This is a genomic window from Anaerotignum neopropionicum (assembly GCF_001571775.1).
Taxonomy (GTDB): Bacteria; Bacillota; Clostridia; order Lachnospirales; family Anaerotignaceae; genus Chakrabartyella; species Chakrabartyella neopropionicum.
In genome coordinates, this window is sequence record NZ_LRVM01000002.1 from 247,682 (window position 1) to 265,798 (window position 18,117).

An 18,117-nucleotide genomic window follows, 5' to 3' on the forward strand; every position below is an offset into this window, starting at 1 on the left:
ATGACCACATTTTTAGAAAGGGATGAGCGTATGAGTGCATTTTTAGGGCCAATTCATTATTGGCTTTATGGTAAAATTCAGTTGCAGGAGAGCTTGACGGAAGCAATGCTGTCTTCGATTGCGTCTAAGGAAGACCTTATTGCCTTGGAAAACAAGTTGAATACAGTTTATGGAATTGTAGAACGTGGACAACTGGAACAAGTGATAGATAGTGGCAATATTCATGGGTGGCTGCAAGGGCAAATTGGCATTGCAGAAAAGCGCTTTGCCGCAGCAGTAACAGAAATTTTGCAAGACGATGCTTTAACACAAATTGAAAAGCTCAAACAGGTGGCATATCAGCTGGGATTGCAAAATCCCTTGCCTGCTTCTAGTGATGCCCAAGGAGTTTACCGCGCATTGAATGATGTACTGTTGGAGGGGATGCCCTGTGATCATGTCAATGAAATTTTGGAACAGAGCTCAGAACATGTTCTTTGGCACCAGACGGTAGATTTGCATTTGCCTTTTTGGGATGCAGTAGGCGGAAAGATTGAAAACTATTATTTATTACGAGGTGCTTTTATTTCCGGAAGTCTCTCGGGCAGTGGTTTTTCTTTTCAGCAAATAGACAAGCAGTTTTTCATTCAGGAGGTGTAGAAATGAACTCTATTGATTTAATGGTACAGGAGCATAAAAATATTCTTACCCTTGTAGCGGTAATCCGTAATGCGTGTTGTCGTATATTGGAGGGTGATTCTGTGGAAGTGAATGATTTTCGGAATATGATTACCTTCGCACGAACTTATGCAGATCAACATCATCATGGAAAAGAGGAGCAGATTTTGTTCAGAGAGATGATGGGTAGGCTGGGTCCCGCTGCCGTAAAGCTGATTCAAAATGGCATGTTGGTTGAGCATGATATGGGGAGGTTTCATTTAGGGGAGTTTGAAAGCGCATTAGGGCGTTATGAGTCTGCCCCAAATACTCCAGATAAGCTGGAAATTTTAGTGAATGCCGGTGCATGGGCGAACCTGTTACAACGTCATATAGACAAAGAGGATAACGTAGTCTATACCTTTGCAGGCCGCAGCCTTACGGATGATGTTTTGCAAAGTATAAACAGTGAAGTGGAGCTTTTTGAAAGTCAAGCAAAAGAGAAGGGGATTCAGGAAACCGCTTTGAACTTGCTAAAGCAGCTTACGGAAAAATATTGCTAATTTAAAGAAAGAAGGGACAATATTATGGGCTTTGAACAATGGAAGGATCAAATTTCAAATTTTGAATGCATTGATGTTCGCCACCTACAAGGAAACTTTTTTCCCGGATTGCAAAAACGTGCTTGTGGTTTGAGCAAAGGTTCTGGGTTAACAATTATTCAAACCTTTGAGCCACTACCCCTTTATGCACCCATGGAAGCTCTGGGATTTGAACATTTTGCAAAACAAGTGGGAGCGGATGAGTTTCATATTTATTTCTACCGCGTGCAGGAGACGGAGACGGCTGAAATGGCTCCCTTCCGCCCCTTGGCTTTGCTGAACTATCCCATGATTGATGAAAGGCTGGGCCAAATAGCTGTGGACTTTTGGGATCTTACATGGAATGACCAAAAGCGAACGTTACCTTACGAGATGCGGCTGTTGCTTTCTTTGACCAATGCTGTGGGTGCGGGGCGAATGCGTCAGGCAACGAGAGAATTGGTAAAGGCGTATATCCATGGGCTTGATTCTGCTGCGTTGGATGATGTCTTTGAACTTCTGGCGTGGAATCAGGGAATTGGTTATTTCAGTTCAGAAATCGGACCATCACAGCTATTTCAAGCATATAAGCTAATTAAGACTCGTGAGAAATCAGGAAAGCAGCGTAGCGAAATTCAACAGGAATTGATGGAGAAGTTTGGGGAAAAGAATCCCGAGGTTAAGGTACAGTAACCCCATTTTTTTCACTAAAAAATATTCTGGAAATATAGCTGAAAATCAACGTTATTGATCGACTTGCTCCTCTGCTCATAGTATCATAGCCTTAGCAAATGAAAAATGTGTAATATGAAATGGTGGGATAAAGATGGATGCTCTTTTTTTATCAAATACAAGTTTGTTTCGTGGAATTACACCAGAAGAAGTGACTTCTATGTTGGGCTGCCTGTTGGCGGAAGAAAAATGCTACCAAAAAGATGAAGTGATTTACCGTGCAGGTGATACTGTCCCTAAAATTGGGATAGTAATAACCGGTAGTGTTTCTATTGAGCACGATGATCTCTGGGGAAATAAAAGTGTTTTAGATAAAATCGGACATGGCCAAGTATTTGCGGAAACCTATGCCTGTGCGCCGGGAGAACCCTTGATGGTTAGTGCTGTGGCTGCTGAAAGCACAGTGGTTTTATTTCTGAATGTAGCCAAAACATTACAACCGTGTTCATCCGCCTGCGGACACCATGGAAAGTTAATTCGTAACCTGTTGACAATTTCGGCTCAGAAGAATTTAACTTTATCCCGTCGTATTTTTCATACTTCAGCAAAGTCTATTCGCGGGCGGTTACTTTCTTATCTTTCTTTCCAGGCCACTCGTGAGGGTAGACGTGAATTTGACATCCCTTTTAATCGGCAGCAGTTGGCCGATTACTTAAGCGTAGACCGCAGTGCGCTTTCGAATGAATTAAGCAAAATGCAACGGGAAGGGCTGATAACGGTTCATAGAAACCACTTTTGTATTAAATCCGACTTGGAGTGAAATTTATTATGTTGGACATACAAGGAAAAGCCAGTTACGCTTGAAAAAAATGAAGTGGTGGGAGCAAACAATAATGTTTCCACCTTTTTTAATTTAATGTTGCGCACGCAACATTATAAAGAGAAGCTTATGTTAAACTATAACTATCACTAACATAACTAAATCAATCATGAATAAAAGGAGGAAGATTTATGCATTATTCAATTTCAGAAATGTGTACAGTTCTCGGAAAGGTTATCCAAAAGCCGGATCGTAGTTTTTCATTTTTGGCGTATCTCCTGAGGGGAGAAAAAAATGTGCTTATTGATACTGTTCCTGAAAAAGCTGGAGAGGTGTTCATGGCTGAATTAAAACAATTAGTTCCTCTTAGCCAGTTGGATGCCATCATCCTTAATCATTCCGAGGAGGATCATAGTGGAGCTCTTGGACTATTGCTGTCTGACAGGGCAGATATTCCAATTTACTGCACAGCAGCTTGCAAACATCGCTTGGTTTCTCGTTATCCAAATGCAAATTTTATAGAAGTTGCTAATTTATCTACTTTGAAAATTGGAACATTTGAGTTCCGCTTTACCCATACGCCAGGATTACATTGGGATGATAATATGGTCACTTATTTTGAAAATGAGCAAATTTTGTTTTCTAATGATTTGTTTGGACAATATTTGGGATGTGAACCGCCCTTGGATAAAGACTATACCAATGATAGTGTTTTACAAGGAGCGAAGACATATTTCGACAAAGTGTTTGCACAGGCAACTCCCAATGAAAAACGCGCTGTTTTGGGCTTGGCAGACTTGAATTTGAAATGTATCGCACCTGGGCATGGCGTAATTTTGACAGGAAAATTGGATGAAGTTTTTGCTCTTTATGAAACAGAATGCGCTGCGTATTAATTGGTCATATCAGAAAGCGTAATGGGTGAATCCGTTGCAAAGACCAGTAGTTAAATTTGGGGATGCTTACTGTTTCATTTTAAGAGATGGAATGTATTCTTTTCGAAGTCCAGCAAACCCTCGGAGCGCATTTGCGATAATTCACGGGTTAATGCGCTGCGATCTGCACATAGATAAGCTGCCATCTCAAGACGTCCCAAAGGAACATCAAAATATGAACATCCCTGCTGTTGGGACTGAATGGAAAGATAAGTCAAAATTTTTTCGCGCAAAGTTTTTTTAGAGGTTACTTCGATTTTTTCTATCAGTTGAACATTCTTATTGCTAATAAGACCTACCATATTTTCGATTAGCCGATGATGAAAGGTGCAGGACATGCTGCAAGAATGCAAGACTTTGTTATAAGGAAGAAATAAAATCAAACAGTCAGTGCTTACAGCAAAAGTAACTTTAGAGTCGGAACGGTTTCCGCAGGCAAAAGTTTCTCCAAATACTTCTCCTGTTTTCATGGAAACGATAAGGGTTTGGGTGCCCCAAATGTCCTCTTTAATCATATTAACAGCTCCACTTAAAATGACACCAACAGATTTTATTGATTCACCTGCAAGAAAAATAAGTTCTCCCTTTTTGTAGGAACGTAAATAGCTTCCCAGACAAGTAAGCACAGAATTAATTTCGGTCTCTTTGATTCCCTCGAATAACGGCATTTTCTGAAGCTGTTTGAGATAAACGTCATGCACTTAGAGCACCTCCTTGAAAGGAGTATAAATCAAATTTTTATATGTTGCAAGCGCAACATATAGGTGTTTATTTAGCGAGATGAGAAATAGTGCCCCAAAGTGCTGTCGCAGAGGTTCCTGTATGTGGACATTTTATGATATGGATGGAAACCACCATTGTGCTATGAAGGAGACATACGTTTTTGATGTCCTGATGTAGATACTATTAATGTTTTTAAAATAGGAATGGTTGTTGAAAGTGAATTGTCGTAAGCTAGTTTTTATGGTAAGTTGACAATAGATTATGACGCCAGATTAGATACTTTAATTTTGAAATTAACTTTAACATATTTAAAAAAGGAATCAATCAGCGGTTTTCCTTGCTGTATGATTCCTTTTTTCAGTATTCTTTTTTTATTGTGATTGTATGGTTATTAATTTCAATAATATCTTCCTCTTTTAATTTTTTAAGCTCTCTAAACAGAGAAGGTCTTTGTACGCCAAAATAATCTGCCAGTTGTCTTTTACTCATTGGAAGTAAAATTACCGAAGATTTCTGTATGATAGCTTGCTGTTTAAAATAATCCATAATATTTTCTCGAAGCGTTCTTTGCGTAAACATTGCTATCTTTTGATTAATTCCTTGGGAATTTTGAGAAATTGACTTTATATAATGCAATGTAAAGTTGTAGTCGTGCAAAAATTCTAAAACAGCATTTATGTCAACGTGGATCATTTGACAATCTGTAAGACAATAGATATTAAGAGGATAACTGTGGTTTTCGCCAAATAATAAGTTGGCTCCTATTACACTTCCCTGACTAAATTGAAACATGGTGGTTGCTGACCCGTTCGTTGATAAAGAATAAGCAACTAAACTTCCTGACAAAACAATATCTAATGTTGAGCAAGTTTCATTTGCATTATGAACAGTTACACCTTTCATATAGCATTTTTGATAAATATGATTACCTGCCATTCGTTTTTCTAAATCAGATTCCTTTACTGATGAAAATAATGAAATGTTTCGTAAAATGTCAATATTCATATGAATCAAATCCTCCATTCAAAAACATTATATCAAAAAGAAACATCGGTGTCTATTTGAGGATGATAAACTACTTTATAATTGTGATATCAAAAAAGAATGGGGGAGTTGTATGGATATTTTTACAGCAGCAATGTGGATAGGAACAACCGTATTTCTTTTGTTTTCCTTAAAAAAGGATAAATCCAAGACATTGAAAGCACTTAAAATGGCATTTAGTATGGGTAAGGGGATGTTGGGAAGCATATTATCAATTATTTTTTTAATCGGTTTGATTCTAACAATATTACCGCCAGAGAATATTGCCAAATTTGTAGGAAGTCAATCCTTGTTCATAGCAACGGTGGGGGCGGCGGCATTTGGAACAATTACACTGATTCCTGCCTTTATTGCTTTTCCCCTTGTCGGCACACTGGTTGACGCTGGGGTTAGTATTGTTCCTTCTGTAGCATTTCTAACTACACTTACTATGGTAGGGGTTGTAACATTTCCACTTGAAAAGCGTGAATTTGGGTTTAAATTTACTGCCACGAGAAATGGATTAAGCTTTTTATTTGCCATAATTATTGCTATGGTAATGGGGGTGATTGTATGAAAATCTTAAAAAAAGTAAAAGAGAATAGCTTCTGCATAGTGATTGCAGTTGCCTATATCCTGATGTTTGTCCTTAAACCAGATATGGGTGTTACATCAATGAAAAACAGTGCCTATTACATTAAAGAAATGCTTATGATAATGCCGGTGATTTTTGTTCTAACTGCACTTTTGGATACATGGATTGCAAAGGAAAAAATCACAAAATACTTAGGAAAAGAATCCAAAGTTAATGGTATTATATTGTCGTTTGTTTTAGGCAGCATATCTGCGGGACCCATATATGCAGCATTTCCTATGTGTGTCATGCTTCACAAAAAGGGGGCTTCTGTACGAAATTTGGTTATAATTTTAAGCTCGTGGGCAGTAATAAAGGTTCCAATGCTTTTAAACGAAGTGAAATTTTTGGGTATGAAGTTTATGGCAATTCGTTGGGTATTAACCGTAATTGCGATAGTGGTATTTTCGTGGGTTACTGCAAAAATTGTGAAGGACGAAGATATCGTACAGAAAGAAGAAAAAACAAATGGACTTACATTAAACAAGGAATTTTGCATGGGATGTACAATGTGCAGCAGAAATTACCCTGAGATTTTTGGTATGCAAGGTAAAAAAGCATATGTAAAATCTTTTGACTTTGAAATAGACAGAGAGAGGCTTAGCCAAACAATAATGGCTTGTCCCGTTCAAGCCATTCATTATAACGAATAAAGAAATTGTTGGAAAATGATATACATTTGTCAAAATTTGTTGTATAATTTAACAATTAGATGCTTAAACATTATGGAACTAATGAATAAGCATCTATATAATTACAATTTAAAACTATAAATAATGAACAGGAGGTATAAAAATGATCGAGCAAATTTATGAAATGTCAACGGGAGATGAGAAAGCGGTTGAAAAAGTAATTCAGGATGAAAATATTCATTATATTCACATGGTCTTTCATAAAGATCAAGGGCTCCCTGAACATTTTTCGAATTCGAACGTTTATATGACTGTGGTAAGGGGAACCTTATCTATTGGACTAAATGATCAAGATGTTCATCAGTATAATAAAGGAACTCTTTTAAAGATTCCTGTTAGCACAAAAATGAATGTAAAAAATTTATCTGAAAAAGTATTAGAGCTAATTGTTGTAAAAGCACCGGCACCCTTGAAATAGTTAAAAAGTCACAAACATTCAAAGGAGGAACGAAATGTTAAAATATATATGTGTTCCATGCGGATATATCTATGACCCACAAATAGGCGATCCTGATAGTGGTATAGCTCCAGGGACTGCTTTTGAAAATATTCCTAATGATTGGGTTTGTCCAATTTGTTTTGTGGGTAAAGATGAGTTTGAACCGGTAAAATAATAATACAAAGGAGGGAACAATTATGAGTATGTTTTGTTACCAATGTCAAGAAACTGCAAAAGGTACGGGCTGTGAAGTAAGAGGTGTATGTGGCAAAAACGAGGAAGTTGCAAAATTGCAAGACTTATTGATTTATGTTACAAAAGGGATTTCTGAGGTGGTTGTGAAAGGCAAGCTGGATGTAAAATCCATAAGTGAAGTAAATCATGAAGTTTTAAAAAGCCTTTTTATTACCATTACAAATGCTAATTTTGATGGTGATGCAATCGAAGTTCAAATCAATAAGATGATTGGACTTAGAAATGAGTTGAAAAAACAGGTACATGGTGTTACCTTCGGTGATGCGGCCGCATTTGAAGTGAGTGATAGACCATCTATGTTGGAAAAGGCATCAAAGGTAGGTGTACTTTCAACCGAAAATGAAGATGTTCGTTCTCTTAGAGAAATGATTATTTACGGTTTAAAAGGTATGGCGGCATATACTCATCATGCCCTTAATATCGGCAAAGAGGATATTGATATCAATGCATTTATTTATGAAGCACTTGACGCTACCCTCAATGATTCGCTGTCGGCAGATGATCTTGTGGCATTAACATTAAAGACAGGCGAGTTTGGTGTTAAGGCCATGGCACTATTAGATGAAGCAAATACTTCTAAGTATGGAAATCCTGAAATCACCAGTGTTAATATTGGTGTTAGAAATAACCCTGGTATATTAATTTCAGGGCATGACCTTACTGATTTAGAGCAACTAATGGAACAAACAAAAGACACGGGCGTTGATGTTTATACTCATGGTGAAATGCTTCCAGCACATTACTATCCTTTCTTCAAAAAGTATGACAATTTCGCCGGAAATTACGGCGGTTCCTGGTGGCAGCAAGTTACCGAATTTGAACCCTTTAATGGTCCGATTCTGTTTACTACAAACTGTATTGTACCTCCAAGAAGTGAGGAAATCAGAAAAAGAATCTTTACTTCTGGTGCATCGGGTTATCCTGAATGTCCTCACATCACAGCTGATGAAAATGGTAAAAAGGATTTTTCTGAAATCATTGCCATGGCAAAGCAGTGTAAGCCTCCTGTAGAAATTGAATCAGGCAGTATTGTTGGCGGCTTTGCACATAATCAAGTTTTTGCTCTTGCAGACAAAGTGGTGGATGCAGTAAAATCCGGAGCAATTAAAAAGTTCTTTGTTATGGCAGGCTGTGATGGCAGAATGAAATCCCGTGAGTATTACACTGAGTTTGCGAAAAAACTCCCTAAGGATACAGTTATTCTCACTGCGGGATGTGCAAAGTTCCGTTATAATAAACTTGAGCTAGGAGATATTGGTGGTATTCCAAGAGTTCTTGATGCTGGGCAATGTAATGACTCTTATTCTCTTGTAGTAATCGCACTGAAGCTAAAAGAAATATTTGAACTTGAGGATGTTAACGACCTGCCGATTGCATATAATATTGCTTGGTATGAGCAAAAAGCCGTAATTGTATTACTTGCATTGCTTTATTTAGGTGTTAAAAATATTCACCTTGGTCCTTCGTTGCCGGGATTTTTATCTCCTAACGTTGCAAAGGTTCTTGTTGAGAAGTTTGGCATCGCAGGTATTGGACAAGTTGAAGATGATATTAAGTTGTTTATGGGCGAATAATTCGTAATGATATTTTAAATTAAAAGCAAAGATTCTGACTAGCATTTGGAATCTTTGCTTTTTTATATTTGCAATATAATTTTTTTGTTAGCCATTTCCAAGAACGCTTTAGACGACACTGAAAATGGAAACATTCAAAAAATTGGTAGATAAATGAGTAGCTATAATGCATCGTAGACGGTTTGTTTACAATTAACCTTTCGCAAAACTTTTCATGTTCCCAGTACATTCTTTGGAGGCGATGAGCAAAATTAAAAAATATGATTTTGATTATAAGTTAAGATAAATTTACTTAAACAAGACTTCTGATAAAATCGTCAAATTATTCTTGTCAAACCTTAGAACCTATATTAGTAACATTAAAAAATTAAGGGCATTTTAGAAAATTATTATTCATTAAATAGCAAATAAATCATTATATGTTATACTAAAAATAATTATGAATCGGGGGGAGAGGCTTGTATGTTACGAATTGCGATATGTGATGATGACCAATTTATTTGCTCAGAAATCGAAAAAATGATATTATCCTATAAAAAAGAATTTTACATTAAAGTGGAAATTGATGTTTTTTTCTCAGGAGAACGATTGATACATTTTATACAAAATGAACATTCATATGACTTGATTTTCTTAGATATTGAACTTGGTACTATAACTGGTGTAGATGTTGGAAGACAAATTCGAAATGGATTTGATGATCATTTGAGTAAAATTGTTTTTATATCTGCAAAAACAGGTTATGAAATGGAGCTTTTTGATGTGCAACCAATGAACTTCTTGAAAAAACCTATTGATAAGGAAAAATTACTTGGGTACCTAAAACTTGCTGCAAAAATTATAGAAAAAGAGAATAAGTATTTTGAATATCAAACACAACAGACAATAAATAAAGTGAACTTCCAGGATATTTTGTATCTTGAAAGTAAATTAAAAAAAGTAAAAATTGTTACGGTACAGGGAAATGACTTTTTTAATGGTAGCTTAGAAAAAACAATTCAGTTATTGCCCCCAATTTTTGTTCGTTCACATGGTTCATTCGTTGTCAATTTTAATCATATTGAAAAAATATCCAAAGATGAGATAGTTATGACGAATGGACAGGCTATTCCGGTTAGTAGAAGATATTTTAAAAGATTACAGGAAGTACAGTTAGAGATTGCAAAGGAGATTAAAAATGCCAATTTATGAGGCTATTTGTATGTTAACCTTACCTTTCCATGTTATAGCTATTTACTTATTGTGTAATGCATTTATGCCGAAAAAAAGATATAGCGGAAAAGTGGAGGTAATTTCATATATAAGTTATGCGACATGTGTATCTATTATTTTTTTATTAATTAGGATACCAATTGTAGTATTGCTTGCAAATATTATACTTATTTTTCTTATTTCATTTAATTATTCATATCCGAGTATTACTCGTTTTTTAAATACAGTTATCGTTTACATTATTTTAATGATAGCTGAAATTATTCCGTTGGGAATGGTAGGATTTTTTCATATAAATCCATTTCAAGGCACCCAATTTGATTCTATCGTTGGTATTATTTTGGTTAGGATCGTAACCTTTGTGATGGCTATTAGTGTTTACCGTTTTATGAAGCGTAGGAAAAAAGAGTACCGTATACCAAAGCTATATTATGTTATACACATATTTATTTTGTTAGGGACATTATATTTGTTTGTGGTGTCATTGAACGCAGAAAACCTGACCTTGTTGCAAATGATAATGAGCAGTGTGATTTTGATGTTAGTGAATGGACTTATACTTTATACAGATGAGAAGTTATACTGTGCTATGGTGGTTTATACACAGGAAAATACTTTACACCTGCAAGCACTTGCATATGAAAAGCAAAATGAAACGATGAGACAATCCCTTTCTATCATTCGCTCTTTGAAACATGATATGAAAAATCATCTGATTACTTTGAAAGCTATGTATGAAAATCAGTCCTTAGAAGGGGTACATTCATATATTTCAAAAATGATGGAAGAAATGGAGGGTACAACAAATACCTTGGATTCGGGAAATTTTGTAGTGGATAGTATTGTAAATTTTAAGCTGCAAGAAATGAGAATGCTAGATGTAATATTCAGCTCAATGTAAAAATTCCGTCTGAAATGAATATTTTATCCTATGATCTTACGATTGTGTTAGGTAACTTGCTAGATAATGCATTGACTGCGTTAAAACAAGTCCCTTCCAAACAGCAGAAGGATTTTCTTTTGCATATGCAATATAATAAAGGCAGCTTGATTATTTTTATGGATAATACATATTCTCATCCATTGTATATAGAAGATGAGACCTATAAAACAACAAAACCGGAAAAATCAAAGCACGGATTGGGTATTTCAAATGTTAAAAATGTAATTTCAAAGTATGATGGAAAGCTGGAGATAGAACATACAGATTCAAAATTTTCTGTATCTGCACTAATTCCATTTGTAAAATAATTCCACTTATTCCCTTAAAACGACCACATATTCCTTTTTCTGGCACGAATTTATAAGTGTTGTATACTTAGTCGTATCAAAGGAATGGGGTTAGTCGTATTGAAGGAAAGGGGGTGGCATTATGAAGAAAGCGTTATTATATAAATGGAGTAGTGTTCTTACAGCATTTGCAGTTTTAATTACAACATGGAGTGCAAATACAGCATGTACCTTTGTGACACATCAACCAAAGTTACCAGAAGCAGCAAAAAAATTACGTAAATTCTAATGTTTAAGAAGTAATAGAAAAAAAGGTTTTAGTTTAAAAAGAAAGAACTTTTAAACGATATTTAAGCAAGGAAGATTTAAAAAAGGTTATTTTTATTATGCCTTGTATTATCATGTGTTTCGGGTTCTCAACTTAACTCTGTGATGAATCCTTTTATGTTGAGACTGAAAGAGGTAAGTGTAAAATAATAACTAAAATCAACTTGAAAGGTGGAAAGATATGAAAAAAATTTTAGGGTTGTTTATGGCTTTTATTCTGACAGTGTCTAGCTTGGTCGCTGTTTATGCAAATGACTCAGTAAATCCTAGTGAAATTAATGATCCGAATCTTCAGATTTTGCTAAAATCTGGAGCTTATTCAGTTATTGAATTACAGCAGCGTTCCTTAGATAAAAATACAATTATTTTAGAACGATACGATGGAACCAGGGCAGTTATTATGAAAGAATCAACTGCCAAAGGAACGAATTATCATTTTAGCGAAGATTCCAAAGAATCGAGTATGTTTATTAATAATGAAGGTGTTATTTTTGTTAGCGGAGAAAAAATAGAAGTGACTACATCAGATGTAGATAGAATATCTAAGAATCAACTAAGATCTACTAGTGAAAATTGGATTACGAGCTTAACGCGATTTGATCCAGGTCCATATAGAGACTATTATACAACGCAGCAAATTAACATTCCGTTAAATCGAGAAATTGGCTCTTTTGCGCTAAGTCAGTTATTGATTCTTTGTGGTGGAGCGGTACCATCCTTGGCGGCGCTTGATGAATATCTTGGCAACCTACAGGATCTTGTTTCTTACTTAGAAGAACTTCAACTTTACACACCAGACACAACACGACTTTATGTGGAAGATGAATATTATATAAGTGAGAATGCATCAACATCAGGAAGACCTTTGATTTACTATTACAAAATTTATCAGACATATTACACAGACTCCTCTTTCTCAACACCATCTGGCTTTAGCGAGATTATTTATGCGAAACAATTGTTATATGTTTAATAAGTTTTTGCTTCAACCCATAGAAGAAGTTGGTGAATTATTAGAACACTACCTTGTTTTAATGTTAGCACAAAAATGTTTGAATATAAATAATATAATCTCTTGTGAAGTTAGTGACTAATTTTACAAGGTTTATAACAATTGCCTTGTGGGCTACTGTTAAATAGTGGGCTGCAAGGCATATATATTTTGGAAGTAACTTACAGGAACAAGGAGGGAAGAATATGAAAAATGTACCAATGTTTTTACGTCTAGGCTATGGATCAACCTCAGAGATATCGAATTTAGACCCAACAGTTAAACTCAGCTTAGTTCTTTTTGCAGTTGCGGCTATGGTTATTGTTTTTTTTGTGGAATTTTTACGTAGGAAAGCAAATAATGATACCAGTCCGGATTTTTTTGGCGCAGTTAGTGCTAGGGAGACTATGGTTTTTTTAATTGGATTTGCAATTGTTTTCTCTTTGTTCCGTTTTTTAAATAATTACTTCATTTCTGTTTTTCCATCAGTACCATTGGGTCTGGTAGCTGGCGCATTATCTTTAAAAATTTATAAAAAATTTAAATAATATCGGAATTGAATGTAAGCCCCCAGATTGTACAAGATAAAGAATCATTCCTTTTTATGAGTAATATTTAGATTTGATATGCTCTCCTCAAACTGGAAGTACTCTCTTTAAACCAGAAGTGGTGCATCTATACATATCCGTCAGATGAGATGAATAATGTTATATTTTTTCAATTATAATAATGGGGCTAATGGATTCACCAAAGCTGGGTGCTATTGGTATTGCATATTCAGTTGTCATTGATTATTTATTCAAATACAGAAGTAAATAAAAATTTTTAGAAAAACATCTCTCTTTAAGTGTTTATTAATGTGAAGGGAGATTTGAACCTCCATATTACCATCTTTTTTAAATTCATTGCAGCAAATTTAAGCCTTACCCAGTTGGTGATGAATAGTAAAAAAATATATATACTAAATGCAATAAACAGGGGGTGATACGATGGGTAAATGGAATCTGTATAGATGGAGCAATGTAATTACAGCATTCGCCGTAATTATGACAACATGGAGTGCAAATTGGATGCAGCAAAAATCCTTCGTAAATTCTAATGTTTAAGAAGCAAATGGAAAAACTTACAAATGCACTGATTAAAAATGGTGCAAGCAAAGCAGAGAATAAGGAAATTATTGTCTATGGCTTATGCTCTGCTATAGAAATTGGGTTCAATATCATCACTACTCTGGTATTGGGTTTTTTATTTGGACTGGTTCTAGAAGGAATTATATTTCTAATTTCATATGCATTTCTTCGTACATACGTAGGCGGGTATCATTGCGAGAAAGCAATAAATTGTTATTTTATGTCTTGCGGAATTATAGCATTGGTATTGGCAGCAGTGGAATTTACACCAGGGGAAAATACAAAGCTTATTAGTATAGGAATATTGGCTATATCTGTACCATTTATTTTAAAGGTTGCACCTGTAGAGTCAACACATAAGCCACTTGATTCAGCAGAACGAAAATATTACCGTAAAAAAACCATAATTCATTTAATGATTGAATGTTTTACCATTATTGTTTTATTTCTAGTAGGGATATACAACGTTGCCTATGTGATTTGCCTATGTATTATGATAACAGCGCTATTAGTATTTTTTCAGATGATTCAAATGTTTCTGAAGAATAATAGAAATAATAGCTGAACGAAATCAGTAAGTTTTTATACGGCGAAAAATTAAGAAGGTTGGATATTACAGAGATCATAAGAGGTAAAGAATTAATTATAGATATATATTTATCTTAGCTTTTCATAGTGTAAATTATAATTTCTTATATTTCCCATATGAAAATGCAGTTCCGGTACTTGAAAAACTCAAGTTGTTGGCACTGCTTTTTTATTGCGATTTCTGGATAATATGAGGAATTATGACAGCCATCTTAGGATGACCGCCCTCGGCAGGAATAGCTCCTTTCAGGAGGTATTCTTATGTTACACATAAATTATATTCAAACACAACTTGATATATTTTTACAAGACGCCATGACTTTCCATGAAAAAGTTAGAGCGTCTTTTTTTATTTGGGTGGTAGAGCCAATCTTGTGTTGTCGTTCCCCTCCTATTTTGAATTTGTCACTAATAAATTCAAAATAATGGAGGAAAAGATATGTCATTTTATGTAACGATAACAAACTCCCAGGGGGAGGAAATCAGGGTTAAGGTTTCTTTTGAAATATTTGAACTTTTTGATGAAGAAAGAAAAGAGATTGAGCGTTTACGCAAAGAGAAAGAAAGACACGCATCTGATGAAGATGTGGAAAGTGATATTGCTGGATATTTACATAGCCTTCGCACAACATCCTTAGAAGATCGAGCTATGCAAAGGCAAGAATTGAAATCCGCTGTTGATGTGATTAAAAACTGCACACCTGTTCAGCAAAGAAGATTTTATTTCAATCGTATTTTGGGGTATACCTTTACAGAGATTGCGGCAAAAGAACATTGCTCGGAAAGAGCAGTAAAGTATTCAGTTGATACTGTAATCAAAAAACTAGAGGGATTAAAAAATTCTTTATAAAACATACTTCAAAACGGCGCTACTTCTGTCCTATATAGTAGAGGGGTAAATTTACTAAGGTTTGTTCTCTCGTTGCAGCTTGAAAATTGAATATCGGTATAGAAGTTTTTGCTTTACTTGTGTGAGCACTGAAGTAAGACCGTCAAGACCCCCTGCAAGGCGTTTCACTTTGTAAACAAGATAACATCAAAGGGTACGAGCGATAAGTCTATGGACTTCTAAAAACAGTGGTTCTGTGTAATATGCCAAGACCACAAGTAAAGCAAAACATCAATCCGTGTCCAACGGTAAAAGGGATATTCTGCGAATATGGTGGACAGCTTAGTCACCTGTCATAACACCTATCGGCGGAATAATGCAGCTTACATCATCATTTGTGGTGAATAAATCTGTAAGCAAACTTCTATACTCCCGTATCGGGGGCGAGCAGTAGGATAATCCTTCAGTACTTTTGCTTTGCAAAAGCCACCTTCGGTGGTCTGACTTCTTTCAGATACCCATTATCCGAAAATACGATACAGTTTGAATAAAAAACATACTACGAAAGGCAGTCACTATATTTTTGAATAAACACAAACTCTCTGCCTTTTGTATCTGGTGAGATGCAAGACTTGTCCCCACAAGGTAATAACTTCTTGTGGGGCATGGTGTTGTATTTGATAAGAAACGAAAAAGATTTGGAGGTTATGAATATGAATGGTATTGATTTTGAAGCAATGAAAAAGATTGATGTGAGAACCGTTGACCGTTCCACACTCAAGGATATTAACGATGTTGTTGTGAATACAGCACTTCCGAAAGAAGAACGACTGAGAAGCTTTATTGAGCAAATAGGCAATCCTTATTGCTACAAATGTGGTGATTTGGTAGTAAAGGTATCCTTTGCCGAAAATACATCGGCAACTTTAGAGGATAGATTGGAGCATTATCTTGCAACGATGTAAATTATTTTTAAACACAATGGAAAGATATTGACTTTAGTGCTTTAAAGTGATATCTTTAAAAACAAATAAGCAAACCTTTGAAAATCCATTGTGAATGTTTTTGGGGAATTACATTTACTCAGTACATTTTCTTTTTGAAAAATGCCGATTGTAATGCCATCGGCCCGATTTTTATCGGGTACATAATGGAGGTTTCAAAATGGAAAAATTAAATATAGATACAAAATATCGTGCAAGTATCTATCTCCGTCTTTCGAAAGAAGATGGGGATAAATCAGAAAGCGACAGTATCGGCAATCAAAGAGATTTGATTTATCATTTTCTGAAGGACAAGCTGGACATTCAGGTTGTTTCGGAACGCATTGATGACGGTTATAGCGGTGTCAACTTTGACAGACCTGCTGTAAAGAAAATGATTGAGGATGCTGAAAATGGTGCTATTAACTGTATAGTGGTAAAGGATTTATCACGCTTTGGTCGTAACTTTGTGGAAGTGGGAAAATACATAGATCAAGTGTTTCCTGCTTTGGGTATCAGAGTGATATCTATCAATGAAAACTTTGATAGTATCAACGGTCGAAGCCAAAGTGATAATATTTTACTGCCTTTTCTCAGTTTGATAAACGATGCTTACTTGCGTGATATTTCGATAAAGGTTCGGAGCCAGTTGGAAATCAAACGCAAAAAGGGCGATTTCATTGGCTCTTTTGCTGTTTATGGGTATTTTAAGCACCCCGAAAATAGACATAAACTTGTGATAGATGATTATGCCGCTGATATTGTCCGTGATATTTTCAAATGGAAAATGGAGGGACAAAGTCAGCAGAGAATAGCCGACAAGCTGAACGAGCTGGATATTCTGTCCCCTATGGAATATAAAAAATTTTGTGGAATGGAATATCAAACAAGTTTCCAAACCAATACAAAAGCAAAATGGTCAGCTGTGGCTATTGGGCGCATATTAAAAAATGAATTTTATGTAGGGACTTTGGTACAAGGCAAACGCACCACCCCAAATCATAAGGTGAAAAAGACGGTAACAAAACCAAGTGATGAATGGGTAAGGATTGAAAATAATCATGAACCTATTATCACAAACGAGGAATTTGCCATTGTCAATGAACTCTTAAACAGTGATACAAGGGTTGCTCCAAACAAAACAGAGGTTTATACCTTTTCGGGACTTCTCTACTGTGCAGATTGTGGCAATCAGCTTGTTCGCAGCAGTGTATGCAGGAATGGGAAAACCTATTTTTACTATATGTGTGGTAAAAACAGAATTACAAAGAAGTGTACAAGCCATCGCATCAGTGATACGGCTATTACCGAAGGTGTTTTAGTTGCGTTAAGACAACATATTGCAAACATTGTGGAGATGGAACGTATACTGAAATACATTGATACGCTCCCATATAAGAGTACCAATGTAAAGAAACTGAATGCTCAAATTGTCAGCAAGGAAGATGAGGTAAAACGATATGAGCATTTAAAAACAGCTCTTTTCGAAAATCTTTCCGACGGTATCCTGGATAAAAACGAGTATCTTCGTTTGAAATCGGTTTATGATGAAAAGCAACAATCTGCAGAATTTGCAATTGTAAATTTAAAGGAAGAAATTGATAAGCTGGTGCTAAATCGTACCCAGGAAACCTTATGGATAGAGAAATTCAAGCTCTACCAAAATATTGACGCTATTGACCGAAAAATAGCCGTCAACCTCATTGATAAAATAACGGTATATGACGATAAAAGGCTTGAAATTAGATTTAAATATCAATACAATTTTGACCTTGCTCTTTCTTTCATTCAAAGTATGGAAAAACAAATATCGCCCCGGAATAAAGTGAAGGAGGCGGTATAA

General features: G+C 35.5%; 22 protein-coding genes. 20 read left to right on the plus strand and 2 right to left on the minus strand.

From position 1 onward, the window contains the following. Positions 1 to 30 precede the first annotated feature (30 nt). From CLNEO_RS04845 to CLNEO_RS04865, 5 genes are all read left to right on the plus strand, one after another. The gene (locus tag CLNEO_RS04845) at positions 31 to 639 is read left to right on the plus strand and encodes a hypothetical protein (RefSeq protein WP_066085386.1); all 609 of its coding nucleotides are present in this window, start codon (positions 31 to 33) and stop codon (positions 637 to 639) included. Positions 640 to 641: 2 nt separating this feature from the next. Then, a complete protein-coding gene (locus CLNEO_RS04850) occupies positions 642 to 1,199 on the plus strand; it encodes a hemerythrin domain-containing protein (RefSeq protein WP_066085389.1) in 558 nt (185 codons plus the stop codon). 24 nt (positions 1,200 to 1,223) lie between these two features. Beyond that, the gene (locus tag CLNEO_RS04855; protein ID WP_201032861.1) at positions 1,224 to 1,910 is read left to right on the plus strand and encodes a sulfurtransferase TusA family protein; all 687 of its coding nucleotides are present in this window, start codon (positions 1,224 to 1,226) and stop codon (positions 1,908 to 1,910) included. 133 nt (positions 1,911 to 2,043) lie between these two features. Continuing rightward, positions 2,044 to 2,709 (plus strand): Crp/Fnr family transcriptional regulator, encoded by a 666-nt coding sequence (locus CLNEO_RS04860; protein ID WP_066050521.1) that lies wholly within the window; start codon positions 2,044 to 2,046, stop codon positions 2,707 to 2,709. A gap of 191 nt (positions 2,710 to 2,900) precedes the next feature. Further along, the gene (locus CLNEO_RS04865; RefSeq protein WP_066085395.1) at positions 2,901 to 3,605 is read left to right on the plus strand and encodes an FprA family A-type flavoprotein; all 705 of its coding nucleotides are present in this window, start codon (positions 2,901 to 2,903) and stop codon (positions 3,603 to 3,605) included. A gap of 74 nt (positions 3,606 to 3,679) precedes the next feature. Here CLNEO_RS04865 and CLNEO_RS04870 read toward each other — a convergent pair whose 3' ends face one another. Both CLNEO_RS04870 and CLNEO_RS04875 read right to left on the minus strand, forming a co-directional pair. Beyond that, entirely contained in the window at positions 3,680 to 4,345 is a 666-nt protein-coding gene (locus CLNEO_RS04870; RefSeq protein WP_242864156.1) for a Crp/Fnr family transcriptional regulator, read from the minus strand. 379 nt (positions 4,346 to 4,724) lie between these two features. Further along, positions 4,725 to 5,372 carry a Crp/Fnr family transcriptional regulator gene (locus CLNEO_RS04875; protein WP_066085398.1) on the minus strand — a complete coding sequence of 216 codons (648 nt, stop codon included), beginning with the start codon at positions 5,370 to 5,372 and terminating at the stop codon, positions 4,725 to 4,727. 112 nt (positions 5,373 to 5,484) lie between these two features. Between CLNEO_RS04875 and CLNEO_RS04880 the strand changes: the two genes are divergently transcribed. From CLNEO_RS04880 to CLNEO_RS04945, 15 genes are all read left to right on the plus strand, one after another. Beyond that, positions 5,485 to 5,967 carry a permease gene (locus CLNEO_RS04880; RefSeq protein WP_066085401.1) on the plus strand — a complete coding sequence of 161 codons (483 nt, stop codon included), beginning with the start codon at positions 5,485 to 5,487 and terminating at the stop codon, positions 5,965 to 5,967. Further along, the gene (locus CLNEO_RS04885) at positions 5,964 to 6,677 is read left to right on the plus strand and encodes a permease (protein ID WP_066085404.1); all 714 of its coding nucleotides are present in this window, start codon (positions 5,964 to 5,966) and stop codon (positions 6,675 to 6,677) included. The genes CLNEO_RS04880 and CLNEO_RS04885 overlap by 4 nt, the downstream gene beginning before the upstream one ends. A 142-nt stretch (positions 6,678 to 6,819) precedes the next feature. Next, the gene (locus CLNEO_RS04890; RefSeq protein ID WP_066085407.1) at positions 6,820 to 7,134 is read left to right on the plus strand and encodes a cupin domain-containing protein; all 315 of its coding nucleotides are present in this window, start codon (positions 6,820 to 6,822) and stop codon (positions 7,132 to 7,134) included. 34 nt (positions 7,135 to 7,168) lie between these two features. Beyond that, positions 7,169 to 7,330 carry a rubredoxin gene (gene rd, locus CLNEO_RS04895; RefSeq protein ID WP_066085410.1) on the plus strand — a complete coding sequence of 54 codons (162 nt, stop codon included), beginning with the start codon at positions 7,169 to 7,171 and terminating at the stop codon, positions 7,328 to 7,330. Between the two features lie 22 nt (positions 7,331 to 7,352). Further along, complete coding sequence (hcp, locus tag CLNEO_RS04900; protein WP_066085413.1) at positions 7,353 to 8,984, plus strand: hydroxylamine reductase; 1,632 nt, start codon at positions 7,353 to 7,355, stop codon at positions 8,982 to 8,984. 462 nt (positions 8,985 to 9,446) lie between these two features. Then, the gene (locus CLNEO_RS04905; protein ID WP_066085416.1) at positions 9,447 to 10,175 is read left to right on the plus strand and encodes a LytR/AlgR family response regulator transcription factor; all 729 of its coding nucleotides are present in this window, start codon (positions 9,447 to 9,449) and stop codon (positions 10,173 to 10,175) included. Beyond that, positions 10,162 to 11,097 (plus strand): hypothetical protein, encoded by a 936-nt coding sequence (locus CLNEO_RS04910; RefSeq protein ID WP_066085419.1) that lies wholly within the window; start codon positions 10,162 to 10,164, stop codon positions 11,095 to 11,097. The genes CLNEO_RS04905 and CLNEO_RS04910 overlap by 14 nt, the downstream gene beginning before the upstream one ends. 14 nt (positions 11,098 to 11,111) lie before the next feature. Next, positions 11,112 to 11,447, plus strand: coding sequence for a GHKL domain-containing protein (locus CLNEO_RS04915; protein ID WP_066085423.1), 336 nt, complete (start codon positions 11,112 to 11,114; stop codon positions 11,445 to 11,447). A 121-nt stretch (positions 11,448 to 11,568) separates the two neighbouring features. Beyond that, the gene (locus CLNEO_RS15315; RefSeq protein WP_083531850.1) at positions 11,569 to 11,715 is read left to right on the plus strand and encodes a cyclic lactone autoinducer peptide; all 147 of its coding nucleotides are present in this window, start codon (positions 11,569 to 11,571) and stop codon (positions 11,713 to 11,715) included. A 219-nt stretch (positions 11,716 to 11,934) separates the two neighbouring features. Next, positions 11,935 to 12,726 carry a hypothetical protein gene (locus tag CLNEO_RS04920; protein ID WP_066085426.1) on the plus strand — a complete coding sequence of 264 codons (792 nt, stop codon included), beginning with the start codon at positions 11,935 to 11,937 and terminating at the stop codon, positions 12,724 to 12,726. A 224-nt stretch (positions 12,727 to 12,950) separates the two neighbouring features. Next, the gene (locus tag CLNEO_RS04925; protein WP_066085429.1) at positions 12,951 to 13,292 is read left to right on the plus strand and encodes a hypothetical protein; all 342 of its coding nucleotides are present in this window, start codon (positions 12,951 to 12,953) and stop codon (positions 13,290 to 13,292) included. A 565-nt stretch (positions 13,293 to 13,857) separates the two neighbouring features. Next, on the plus strand, positions 13,858 to 14,439 hold the full coding sequence (locus tag CLNEO_RS04930) for an accessory gene regulator ArgB-like protein (protein WP_162266457.1): 582 nt from the start codon (positions 13,858 to 13,860) through the stop codon (positions 14,437 to 14,439). Between the two features lie 462 nt (positions 14,440 to 14,901). Then, the gene (locus CLNEO_RS04935) at positions 14,902 to 15,312 is read left to right on the plus strand and encodes an RNA polymerase sigma factor (RefSeq protein WP_066085433.1); all 411 of its coding nucleotides are present in this window, start codon (positions 14,902 to 14,904) and stop codon (positions 15,310 to 15,312) included. A gap of 692 nt (positions 15,313 to 16,004) precedes the next feature. Continuing rightward, complete coding sequence (locus tag CLNEO_RS04940; protein WP_066085436.1) at positions 16,005 to 16,256, plus strand: DUF6870 family protein; 252 nt, start codon at positions 16,005 to 16,007, stop codon at positions 16,254 to 16,256. A gap of 199 nt (positions 16,257 to 16,455) precedes the next feature. After that, positions 16,456 to 18,117: a recombinase family protein gene (locus CLNEO_RS04945; RefSeq protein ID WP_066085439.1), complete on the plus strand. Its 1,662-nt coding sequence runs from the start codon at positions 16,456 to 16,458 to the stop codon at positions 18,115 to 18,117.

What these genes read in the sequence shown, in the direction of transcription:
- CLNEO_RS04845 (WP_066085386.1), top strand. Translation starts at nt 31, where the DNA reads ATGAGTGCATTTTTAGGGCCAATTCATTATTGGCTTTATGGTAAAATT.
- CLNEO_RS04850 (WP_066085389.1), top strand. Translation starts at nt 642, where the DNA reads ATGAACTCTATTGATTTAATGGTACAGGAGCATAAAAATATTCTTACC.
- CLNEO_RS04855 (WP_201032861.1), top strand. Translation starts at nt 1,224, where the DNA reads ATGGGCTTTGAACAATGGAAGGATCAAATTTCAAATTTTGAATGCATT.
- CLNEO_RS04860 (WP_066050521.1), top strand. Translation starts at nt 2,044, where the DNA reads ATGGATGCTCTTTTTTTATCAAATACAAGTTTGTTTCGTGGAATTACA.
- CLNEO_RS04865 (WP_066085395.1), top strand. Translation starts at nt 2,901, where the DNA reads ATGCATTATTCAATTTCAGAAATGTGTACAGTTCTCGGAAAGGTTATC.
- CLNEO_RS04875 (WP_066085398.1), bottom strand. Translation starts at nt 5,372, where the DNA reads ATGAATATTGACATTTTACGAAACATTTCATTATTTTCATCAGTAAAG.
- CLNEO_RS04880 (WP_066085401.1), top strand. Translation starts at nt 5,485, where the DNA reads ATGGATATTTTTACAGCAGCAATGTGGATAGGAACAACCGTATTTCTT.
- CLNEO_RS04885 (WP_066085404.1), top strand. Translation starts at nt 5,964, where the DNA reads ATGAAAATCTTAAAAAAAGTAAAAGAGAATAGCTTCTGCATAGTGATT.
- CLNEO_RS04890 (WP_066085407.1), top strand. Translation starts at nt 6,820, where the DNA reads ATGATCGAGCAAATTTATGAAATGTCAACGGGAGATGAGAAAGCGGTT.
- rd (WP_066085410.1), top strand. Translation starts at nt 7,169, where the DNA reads ATGTTAAAATATATATGTGTTCCATGCGGATATATCTATGACCCACAA.
- hcp (WP_066085413.1), top strand. Translation starts at nt 7,353, where the DNA reads ATGAGTATGTTTTGTTACCAATGTCAAGAAACTGCAAAAGGTACGGGC.
- CLNEO_RS04905 (WP_066085416.1), top strand. Translation starts at nt 9,447, where the DNA reads ATGTTACGAATTGCGATATGTGATGATGACCAATTTATTTGCTCAGAA.
- CLNEO_RS04910 (WP_066085419.1), top strand. Translation starts at nt 10,162, where the DNA reads ATGCCAATTTATGAGGCTATTTGTATGTTAACCTTACCTTTCCATGTT.
- CLNEO_RS04915 (WP_066085423.1), top strand. Translation starts at nt 11,112, where the DNA reads ATGAATATTTTATCCTATGATCTTACGATTGTGTTAGGTAACTTGCTA.
- CLNEO_RS15315 (WP_083531850.1), top strand. Translation starts at nt 11,569, where the DNA reads ATGAAGAAAGCGTTATTATATAAATGGAGTAGTGTTCTTACAGCATTT.
- CLNEO_RS04920 (WP_066085426.1), top strand. Translation starts at nt 11,935, where the DNA reads ATGAAAAAAATTTTAGGGTTGTTTATGGCTTTTATTCTGACAGTGTCT.
- CLNEO_RS04925 (WP_066085429.1), top strand. Translation starts at nt 12,951, where the DNA reads ATGAAAAATGTACCAATGTTTTTACGTCTAGGCTATGGATCAACCTCA.
- CLNEO_RS04930 (WP_162266457.1), top strand. Translation starts at nt 13,858, where the DNA reads ATGGAAAAACTTACAAATGCACTGATTAAAAATGGTGCAAGCAAAGCA.
- CLNEO_RS04935 (WP_066085433.1), top strand. Translation starts at nt 14,902, where the DNA reads ATGTCATTTTATGTAACGATAACAAACTCCCAGGGGGAGGAAATCAGG.
- CLNEO_RS04940 (WP_066085436.1), top strand. Translation starts at nt 16,005, where the DNA reads ATGAATGGTATTGATTTTGAAGCAATGAAAAAGATTGATGTGAGAACC.
- CLNEO_RS04945 (WP_066085439.1), top strand. Translation starts at nt 16,456, where the DNA reads ATGGAAAAATTAAATATAGATACAAAATATCGTGCAAGTATCTATCTC.